1 protein-coding gene is annotated in these 275 nt (G+C 57.5%); it reads left to right on the top strand.

What is annotated here, in order from left to right; translation table 11 throughout:
* The coding region (locus SB816_RS31425) for a hypothetical protein (protein WP_410548173.1) at positions 1-266 on the top strand (266 nt) is incomplete at its 5' end.
* Positions 267-275: the final 9 nt, after the last annotated feature.

Genomic DNA, 275 nt, shown 5'->3' with positions numbered 1-275 from the left:
CCGGCATGCTCAAGTTTTCGATTTATTTGCCGATACGTGCAGGGATGAATACAACAATCGCCCACACACAAGCTGGCAGCATCATCCGCACCGCAACGAAACTGTTCGACCTTGTGGTGGAGTCACGACAGATCGATGCACGTTCCCCCGAAGGCATCGAGCTATACAGCGAGATCGTCTATGGCGCACTCTGGCGAGCGGCGCCGCGAGCAACCATGCAAGAGTTGCTCGAGCTGTTTGACGAGCCGGTCAGCGCGGTCGCCTGACACGCTGAC

It is taken from the genome of Achromobacter sp. SIMBA_011, assembly GCF_046535435.1.
GTDB lineage: Bacteria > Pseudomonadota > Gammaproteobacteria > Burkholderiales > Burkholderiaceae_B > Achromobacter > Achromobacter dolens.
This window is presented reverse-complemented; position numbering and strand designations above follow the sequence as displayed.